Raw genomic sequence first — 2,564 nt, 5'->3', positions numbered from 1 at the left:
TGGGGGTCGCCTACACGGCGGTGGATCGCCCCTACCCGGCGGGCGGTTCCATGGGCGAGCTGGAGCTGTACCTTTCAGTCGCGCGTTGTGACGGACTCGCGGCAGGCGTGTACCACTACGATGCCGCCGGCCACCGGCTACGGCTTCTCGACACCGCCGACGCCGATCGGCGGGCACTGCTCGCCGGTGCCGTCGCGGCCACCGGAGGCGCGGTCGAACCCCAGGTGCTGGTCACAATCACCGCACGTTTCGCCCGGATGGCCTGGAAGTACAGCGGCATCGCGTACGCCACGACGTTGAAGCAGGTCGGCGCTCTGTATCAGACCATGTACCTGGTGGCCACGGCCATGGGGCTGGCCCCGTGCGGGCTGGGCAGCGGGGACACGGCGCTCGCGGCGCGGGCCTTCGGCACCGAGTGGACGGCTGAGTCCTCGGTCGGCGAGTTTCTTCTCGGCAGCCGCCCGGCCGGCGTGGCGGCCGGGCCCCATGCGTTCGCCGATGTGGTCAGATCCAGCCGTGTGCCCGCGCGATGTTGACCGCGTCCAACCGGTTGCGGGCGTTGGTCTTGCTGATCGCCGCTGAAAGGTAGTTGCGGACCGTGCCGGCGGACAGGAACAGGGTCCGGGCGACCTCGTTGACCGTCGATCCCTCCGCGATGTGCGCAAGGACGTCGAGCTCCCGGCGGGTGAGCGTGCAGTCGGGCACCGCGATCGTCTGGGCCGCCAGGTCGGTGTCGATGGCCCGCTCGCCGACGCTGACCCGGCGGACAGCGGAGATCAGTTCGTCGGCCTGCACGGTCTTCTGGAGGAAGCCGAGCGCTCCGGCTGCCAACGCCCGCCGCAGGACCGCCGGGCGGCCGAGGTTGGTGAGGATGAGTACCCCGGTTCGGGGATGCGTCCGCCGCAGCGTGGCGGCGGCGGCGATGCCGTCAAGGACCGGCAGGTCGACGTCGAGGATGGCGACGTGCGGCTCAAGGCGGGCGACCGCCGCGACGATCTCGTCCCCACGGGACAGCTCGGCGACGACCCGGACGTCGTCCTCCAGCGAGAGCAGCGCCACCAACGCACTGCGAATGAGATCATGATCTTCGGCTAGTACAACGTCGATCATGCGGTCACTCCGGGTAGGGAGACGGGCCGGACGCCGCTCTCCGGCCCGACCGGCTGGCTGCTCGGCTCCGGCCCGGGGGCGGCCGGCCGATTGGTACGGGCCGCGTCCAGCGGGACGGTCACCGCGAGCTCGAAGCGTCCGCCGGGCAGCCGCCGACGGTCCACCCGTCCGCCGGCTGCCGCCAGCCGGCCGGCCAGCCCCTCCAGGCCCGCGCCCGGGGCGAGATCGGTCAAACCAGGCGCGCCGGCGCCGTCGTTGGTCATCGTCATGGTGATGTCGCCGTCGGCCCGGTGGAACGCGACATCGAGAACGGCGGGTCGACTGTGGCGCAGCATGTTCGTCGCGCCTTCCCGGAACGCCCAGGCCAGCAGCTCGCGGGGGCTGTCGGCCAGTTCCGTCGGGACGGCCCTGACATGCCAGCCGATCCCCAGGTCGGTCAGGACCTTGCCGACGTGTTCGATCTCGACATCGAGCCGCAGGTGCCACCTGCGGGAAGCCAGGTCGCGGACGGCGCGCAGGGAGTCACGGCAGATCGAGGTGAGGCCCGCCAGCTCCCTGCGCAGCGCCGGGATGTCGCTGTCGGCCAGCCGACTGGCCAGCTCACTCTTCAGAGTGACCACGGTCAGGCTGTGCCCGAGCAGGTCGTGGATGTCGCGGGCCAGGTGCTGGCGTTCGACCGCCGCGGCCGCGTGCGCGAGTGCACTGTGTTCGACATCGGTCACAGCGATCTGCCGCTCCAGCGAGGTGATCGCGAGGGCCGCCACCGCGACGAGCACCGTGAGCTCTCCGACGCCGAGGGCGGCAACGGCGGAGCCGTGCAGCGCGCCGGCGGTTGCGGTACCGGCGGCCAAGACGCCCGCGGCCGGTCCGGCCCACCGGCGTGGGACGTCCCCGAGCGCGAACGCGGCGAAGACGGGTAGCTCGAGTGCGGGGCCACCCCATCCGAGGGCCATGGTGAGCGCGGCTGCGCCGGCTGTGCATCCAAGCCAGAACGGGCCACCGCCGAGCAGGGTACGGGCCTGCAATGCCGTGAACAACACCAGGCCCGCGAGGCTTGCGAGCAGTAGGCCGATGTGGCGCTGGCGGGCCTCCCCGGCTGCGAGAAGTACCTCCACGTACCCGACGTACAGAACGGTGGCCGCGACGACGCCGTGCCTCAGTCGTCGGACCACCCGGCACTACCCCCTACTCGCAACCGTCGCGATCGGCGATGAGTAATCAGCTATGAGTGAAGGAAATGGGGTGCCCGTGTGGGTAGGATCGCAGGGAAGGTAGGCTCCACCCGGACGACCGCACACAGACAGCCTCACGCCGACGACGTCATACGGACGACGTCATACGGACGACGTCATACGGACGACGTCATACGGACGACGTCGCCCCCCGTCCGATTGCCGTCCCAAGCCGCCTCCGTCCCCGTACGCACAACGTGGTTGACTCCTCGTTGCGCGGCA

3 protein-coding genes are annotated in these 2,564 nt (G+C 70.8%); 1 reads left to right on the top strand and 2 read right to left on the bottom strand.

Going from position 1 to position 2,564, the window contains the following annotated elements:
* A partial coding sequence (locus U9980_RS19990) for a SagB family peptide dehydrogenase (protein ID WP_322769314.1) occupies positions 1-536 on the top strand: 536 nt, incomplete at its 5' end.
* On the opposite strand, the gene U9980_RS19985 is transcribed toward U9980_RS19990, so the two are convergent.
* Both U9980_RS19985 and U9980_RS19980 read right to left on the bottom strand, forming a co-directional pair.
* Positions 505-1,110, bottom strand: coding sequence for a response regulator transcription factor (locus U9980_RS19985; RefSeq protein WP_322769313.1), 606 nt, complete (start codon positions 1,108-1,110; stop codon positions 505-507). The genes U9980_RS19990 and U9980_RS19985 overlap by 32 nt on opposite strands.
* Entirely contained in the window at positions 1,107-2,282 is a 1,176-nt protein-coding gene (locus U9980_RS19980) for a sensor histidine kinase (protein WP_322769312.1), read from the bottom strand. Before U9980_RS19980 ends, U9980_RS19985 begins: the two co-directional genes overlap by 4 nt.
* Between the last annotated feature and the right edge of the window lie 282 nt (positions 2,283-2,564).

Source organism: Protofrankia sp. Cr1 (assembly GCF_963555865.1).
Taxonomy (GTDB): domain Bacteria; phylum Actinomycetota; class Actinomycetes; order Frankiales; family Frankiaceae; genus Protofrankia.
The sequence above is the reverse complement of the archived record's forward strand: the minus strand, read 5'-3'. Positions and strand labels throughout refer to the sequence as shown.

Bases quoted from the DNA above. Each gene is read 5' to 3' on its own strand.
- U9980_RS19985 (WP_322769313.1), bottom strand. From the start codon at position 1,110: ATGATCGACGTTGTACTAGCCGAAGATCATGATCTCATTCGCAGTGCG.